The organism is Prevotella sp. P2-180 (genome assembly GCF_002251435.1).
Classification (GTDB): Bacteria; Bacteroidota; Bacteroidia; order Bacteroidales; family Bacteroidaceae; genus Prevotella.
The window spans coordinates 65,925-72,102 of the sequence record NZ_NPJI01000112.1 but is presented as its reverse complement, the minus strand read 5'-3'; the positions used below and the strand labels follow the sequence as shown (position 1 = coordinate 72,102).

Annotated in this window: 5 protein-coding genes; 3 read left to right on the top strand and 2 right to left on the bottom strand. The window is 43.5% G+C overall.

Annotated elements, in window-relative coordinates; all coding sequences use genetic code 11:
• Positions 1 to 140 precede the first annotated feature (140 nt).
• Both CIK98_RS16915 and CIK98_RS18445 read left to right on the top strand, forming a co-directional pair.
• A complete protein-coding gene (locus CIK98_RS16915) occupies positions 141 to 2,933 on the top strand; it encodes a BspA family leucine-rich repeat surface protein (RefSeq protein ID WP_094386337.1) in 2,793 nt (930 codons plus the stop codon).
• 43 nt (positions 2,934 to 2,976) lie between these two features.
• On the top strand, positions 2,977 to 3,117 hold the full coding sequence (locus CIK98_RS18445) for a hypothetical protein (protein WP_172410012.1): 141 nt from the start codon (positions 2,977 to 2,979) through the stop codon (positions 3,115 to 3,117).
• A 176-nt stretch (positions 3,118 to 3,293) separates the two neighbouring features.
• Here CIK98_RS18445 and CIK98_RS16910 read toward each other — a convergent pair whose 3' ends face one another.
• Positions 3,294 to 4,415 (bottom strand): ATP-binding protein, encoded by a 1,122-nt coding sequence (locus CIK98_RS16910; protein ID WP_094386336.1) that lies wholly within the window; start codon positions 4,413 to 4,415, stop codon positions 3,294 to 3,296.
• A gap of 338 nt (positions 4,416 to 4,753) precedes the next feature.
• On the opposite strand from CIK98_RS16910, the gene CIK98_RS17770 reads away from it, so the two are divergent.
• A complete protein-coding gene (locus tag CIK98_RS17770) occupies positions 4,754 to 4,957 on the top strand; it encodes a hypothetical protein (RefSeq protein ID WP_141210586.1) in 204 nt (67 codons plus the stop codon).
• A gap of 246 nt (positions 4,958 to 5,203) precedes the next feature.
• Here CIK98_RS17770 and CIK98_RS16905 read toward each other — a convergent pair whose 3' ends face one another.
• Positions 5,204 to 6,175, bottom strand: a complete 972-nt coding sequence (locus tag CIK98_RS16905; protein WP_094386334.1) for a F0F1 ATP synthase subunit gamma — start codon at positions 6,173 to 6,175, stop codon at positions 5,204 to 5,206.
• Positions 6,176 to 6,178 lie beyond the last annotated feature (3 nt).

Below are 6,178 nucleotides of genomic sequence, written 5' to 3'. Positions count from 1 at the left end.
TCTTTGAATGATTTTGTATAATTGTTTCTGACACTACAAAGATACAAAATTTCCGCGTAATACGGAAGTATTCAAAGCCTTTTTTATTTAAATAATGTTATATAACTTTACTTCCGAAACTTGAGTAATTCATTACAAAGATGAACAACAATAATATACATTACAAATGGCTCGCCACGATGCTCCTGCTTGTGGCGGCAATGGTTGCGCCTACATCGGTGTGGGCACAGACGATGTACACGGTGTTCGACACCGAGACAAGTACGCTGACGTTCAAGTATGACAACAATAGACCTACGGAGAGTACGGAAACGCAAAATGTGTATGATGTTCCTGACCGTTCTATTACGCCGGACTGGTCAAAAAACCATTCTGGAGAAATAAAGACTGTTGTCTTTGACAAATCATTCGCTGACGCACGACCGACAACGTGCTATTGTTGGTTTTATGAATTCAGATTGTTGACTGATATCCAGGGCATCCAGTATCTCAACACTTCGGAGGTGACAAATATGTTAAATATGTTCCGAAATTGCAGCAAACTCACTTATCTCGACCTGACAGGCTTTGATACGAAGAATGTGACTAATATGGAATGTATGTTCTGCAACTGCGAAAACCTTGTTTCCATATATGTCTCTGAGTCATTTACGACTAATAATGTCACCAACTCAGATTATATGTTTGGATACTGTTATTCCCTTGTCGGAGCCGTTGCATACAGTGAGGATAGTGAGGATAAGAAAAATGCCACTATGGCAAACACTTCCACAGGTTATTTCAAGGAACCTGGTGACTGCTCGGCATACGTAGTATTCAACAGTGTGGATAATAGCCTTACATTCAAGTACGATACAAATATCTCTCAAGTGGCAGAGAACGAGACGGTATGTACCATTAAAACATGTAATCAATCCCCCGGATGGTACAACAATAGAAGCTCTATCACTAAGGTTGTGTTTGAACCATCATTCATATCTGCCAGGCCAGCGGCATGTTACTATTGGTTTTCTTACTGTACAAACCTTGCCACCATCGAGGGATTGGAATACCTCAACACCTCTGAGGTGACAAGTATGTCTTTTATGTTCAGTGGTTGTAAAAAAATCACCACTCTCAACCTTTCGAATTTCGACACGTCAAAGGTGACGGATATGAAATATATGTTTTACCATTGCGATGCACTTACTACAATATATGTATCAGACAAATTCGTTGTTGACCAAGTCACAAATGATAACATGATGTTTGAGTACAGTGAAGCCCTAAAGGGAGCGCAAAAATATTCTAATCTTAAATATGACAAGACATACGCCAACTACCGCACAGGATATTTCACCTGTGGCATTAACACAGCTGATGACCTGAAGGCTTTTGCACAGAGCGTCAATGGAACTTATACCCCTGCTGACGGCGAGACAGCAACGGCTTATCCTGCTGCATGCGCAGGACTGATGAAGGACATTGCGCTGACCGCAGACGACATAATGGAGCCTATGGGCAAAAACGGCAGTTATACGGGTACTTTCGACGGACTGGGTCACACCATCAGCGGGCTGAACTTCAGCTCAAACAAGAGCCTGTTCGCCACCAACGGCGGCACCATCAAGAACTTAGGCGTGGTGGCCCAAGGCAGCGAGGGATACATCTGCCAGACAAACAGCGGAACGATTGACCATTGCTTCTACATGGGAACTACCGCAGAAGAGACAACATCTCCCAGCGGGACCGTGTGTCAGACAAACGACGGAACCGTAGCCAACTGCTACTATCTTGCAGACAGCGAGACTGACGCCATTGAAGGCACCACATACAAGACCGCCAGTCAGTTTAAGAGTGGCGAGGTGTGCTATTTACTGAACAACGGCACGACCGACGGCACGCAGACATGGTATCAGAACCTCTCCGAAGAGAATGGAGACAAATGGCCTGTTGTCACCGGCACAGGCGAAAATACCGTATATCAAGTAAATTTGCTATGCGGAGGAGTATCAAATATCGGTAAAACATACGCCAACACGAATGAAGATGTCGTCAAAGCGCATTATCTGCCGGAGACTGCCACATTCGACTCCGGCAAGAATATATATAAAAATGTTTGCAAGAGCGAAGGTTGCGGAAAGACTCTCTATTTCGCCGATGAAGAGAGTACGATAGAAGCCACTCCTAATGCTGACCTGACATACTTCACCGTAGCCGACTATCCATTGTCTGATGCCACGGCATACACCAGCTTGGCCAGGTTCTCTGCCGAAAAACTGAGCTATACCCGCAAATTCTCCGACAACAAATGGATGGCAGTGTATGTGCCATTCCACATCAACTGCGACAAATTGGAGAAAGAGTATGAGATGGCAGTCATCAACAACTTCCATGAATACGAGCAGGAAGACGGCACATACAAAGTGGTGCTGGAAGTGAAGCGTGTGACCAAGGGCGGCACGATACCAGCCCTCACTCCATGTCTCATCCGCATGAAGACAGCGCCTGAGGCAGAAACCTACAAGACCCTGACCTTCACAGATGTCCAATTCGTGCCGGCAGCCGAGAAGAGTACGCGCTGTTTTAGTGTAACACGCAATTACGAATTCTTTGGCACCCTGAATGGCAAGGACGGATTTAATGAATACACAGACTATGTGCTGAGTAAAGGCATATTGTATAGGGCAGGTTATAACACCCGTCTTCTTCCCCAGCGTTGGTATCTCACTGCCACCACCCGCGATGGCAACAGCAGTGCTTATGCCAAGTTGCGCAGCATCACTATCAACGATTCGGGTGACGGCCAGGCTACAGGCATAGACGACATCCATGTCAACACAGAGTCATACACCGACACTAACCCCGCCATCTACGACCTGCAGGGACGCCGGTTGACCCAAGAGCCTCAGAAGGGCATATATATAAAGAATGGAGTTAAACAGGTGAAATAACTCCTTGCTATCAAGATATTGAATAATTTAAAAATAAACAGCTATGACAGAGAAAAAGAAAAAGTATGTAACGCCTCAGATAAAGGTGTATGAGACTGAGCCCACAGTATTGTTGTCAGATTCAGGAGGTCCTCTTTACAATCAAATAGAGACGAGCGATGAAGTGTGCGACAATCCCGGATAATGTAATTTTGTTATAACAGAAACTTCGAAAAAAGACTGCACCTTACCCGATGATAATCACGGACAAGGTGCAGTCTTCTATATAACAACAGTTATTTCACGTTTCGCTCTTGGCAGGGCCAAATGGTGAACTGAATAGTTACTTCAGTCTTTTGAGTGGGGAATAATCAATGTTATTTACCCCCGTATTATCCACAGCTTGAACAGAGGGTCGACGAAATCAAAACTGTCGTTCCTCTTTTCTATTATGTCTTTCTCTATAAGTACCCTTTTGTTTCGCGTAATAGTCTGAGGACCACCCAATTGATAGCGATTTACCACCTCAGATGAATTAAGACGGGATTCACCATTTGCCACTGCACGTAGCATTGCCATCTGCGACGACGACAGTTTGTCAGCATCAGATTCAAATACAGGTCTATTGGTGTCTATTACCGACAATAAGGCATTCTCCACCATTTCCATCGTAGCATTCTCCTCAGTATCAGCCCAAACAAAAAAGCTCAACTGTTGTACATACCAAGAATGACAATCCACGGCATCGCATATTCGTTCGGCAGCCTCTCGGGATATTGACTTGCCGCTCTTGCTGAAAGTTTCAATTATATAAGGTATCCAATAATCCTTGGAAATCTTGTCGAGATACATGACTTGACCAAAACGATAGAACGGGTTGGACGAATTGTTGAAGATGTCGAGCATCATGTGGCGTTTACTGCCGTATAAGCAGTATGTAGTATGCTGGTGCTGTTGCCATACGGAGCGCAACATTCCCTCTATCCGTTTCCATTCCGACAGATTGGCAAGATTCTGAAACTCATCTATACACACTATGACTTCCAAACCACGTTGCTCGGCAATCTTTTCAGGTAGATTCAGAATATCCTCAGCACTTCTGCTAAGAGGCTTATAACCAAGGTCAAGCTCAAGGGCATTGAGCGGGTCACTCTTTATTGTTATACTCGGACTTAGAGCCTGGACATACTTACGGAACACTTCTATACCTCTTTCTAAAGAGGAAGATACGCCATTGAAAACAGCTGTTGCGTAGGCATTATAAAAATCCGCTTCGCTTGTTATCTTAAAAGCATCGACATAGCAAACCCTTACCTTCTTATTTTCTTCGAACATCTCCTTCATCGTTGCCTTTACAAGCGATGACTTACCCCATCTGCGAGGAGAAATAAGCATAACATTAATGCCATTGCCTAAAAAAGTCTTCAGGCGTTTCCTGTCTTCATGACGATCAATGAAATTATCATCTTGAGCCAATTCACCGTAAATAAATGGTCTTCTCATATTAATTATGTTATTGAATTCATCGGCAAAGATACAAAATTATAACGGTATTTATATCAACAACTCTTATAATTTATGTTATTTTAATATACTCAAGATTCTGAGTAACTACTCAGTTCACCATTTGGCCCTGCCAAGAGCGAAACGTGAAATAACTGTTGTTATATAGGAGCTTATAAATATTTGAACACAGAGACACAAAGACACAAAGATTTTTTTGGATACAAAGACAACAAGCGACTAAAGTCGCCACAAAGCCTCGCGGATGGATATCTTTGTGGACTTTGTTAAAAGCAGCTTTAGCTGCTCTCTGTATCTTCCGAAAACGAAGTTACCACGTGCCAAGACTAATGCTACCTACAAACTGGCAGAGATTGCAATGGCTGCCATCGAGAAGAATTCTCGACGTGAACATGGAAGAGTTGTCCAGAAAGGAAGCCATCAGCAATGGAGGAAAAGAACTTGCCGTCCTGTATAAAGTTAAATGCCCCGCGCTTCTCAGCGCGAGGCATTTCTCAATAGGTATTAGCCTTCTAAGGTAAAAAGATTGTATTCAGGATAACGAGTGCAAAGGTACGGAAAAAAATCCGATTTTGCAAACTTTTTTATATGTTATATAACATATTATGCCATTTTTTTGCATTTTTTGAAATAAATATTGAAAATATTATAATAAATGCGCTTTTTTGGGTATGTTATACACAAAAAAAGGTGGACAATCGATTACACAATTTGTAACAGACTGTCCACCTAATATCATTTGAATATTAGTGAAAAGCACTAATTAATTAGTTGTTGACACTTCCACCAACGATGTCAAGAAGTTCGTTGGTAATAGCCTGCTGTCTGCTCTTGTTGTACTGGAGATTCAGTCCGCGTAAGAGTTCGTCCGCATTGTCGGTAGCTGTCTGCATGGCAACCATACGTGCAGCATGCTCGCTTGCAATACTATCGAGCAATGCAGTGTAGAGCATCAGATGTGCCATCTTCGGAATAAGCGCGCTAAGTACGGTCTGCATGTCGGGTTCGACAATGAAGTTGCTGTTAAGAGGCTTTCCGTCAAGTGTGCCACGCTGCTCCCCACGCTCAGCGTCACGCTTCTTTAGGTATTCCTGTGCGTCTTTGGTAGTAACCATAGACTTCAAGTCGCGTTCGTGATCACGAGTAAGCTCATCTGTAATGTCAATTGGCAGGAAGACCTTCCGTGTGAGGATTTGAGAACCAGCACTTTTGAAATGATGATATATCATCTCCACGCGGTCAATCTTTCCATGCACGAATTGCTCTCCAAGCTCTCTTGCCAAGTCAATACACTGCTTAGCGTTAGGTTTCTCAGCCAAGGCGTTATAGTCTCCGGCAATGGAGAATCCCAACTTTGCAGCCTTCTCAGCCACCTTACGTCCTATTGGATAGATGACGATGTTCTCTTTGCCCAACGATTCGTATTCAGCCGCCACATTTTGCATCATCTTGATGACATTTGCGTTGAAACCACCACAGAGGCTGCTATTTGAAGAATAGACAACCAATGCTACACGTTTCACAGGACGTTCTTGTGTGAGAATGCTTGACGCATCGGCCTCTGAGGCCAGAAACGTTTTGAGTATCTGCTCCAGCATGGTCTCGTATGGCAGCATGTTTTCTATCATCACCTGTGCATGGTGTAATTTCGACGACGCCACCATTTTCATAGCACTTGTAATCTTTCGTGTGCTATTGACCGACTGGATTCTCGTTTTTATCTCTTTCAGCGACGGCATAGG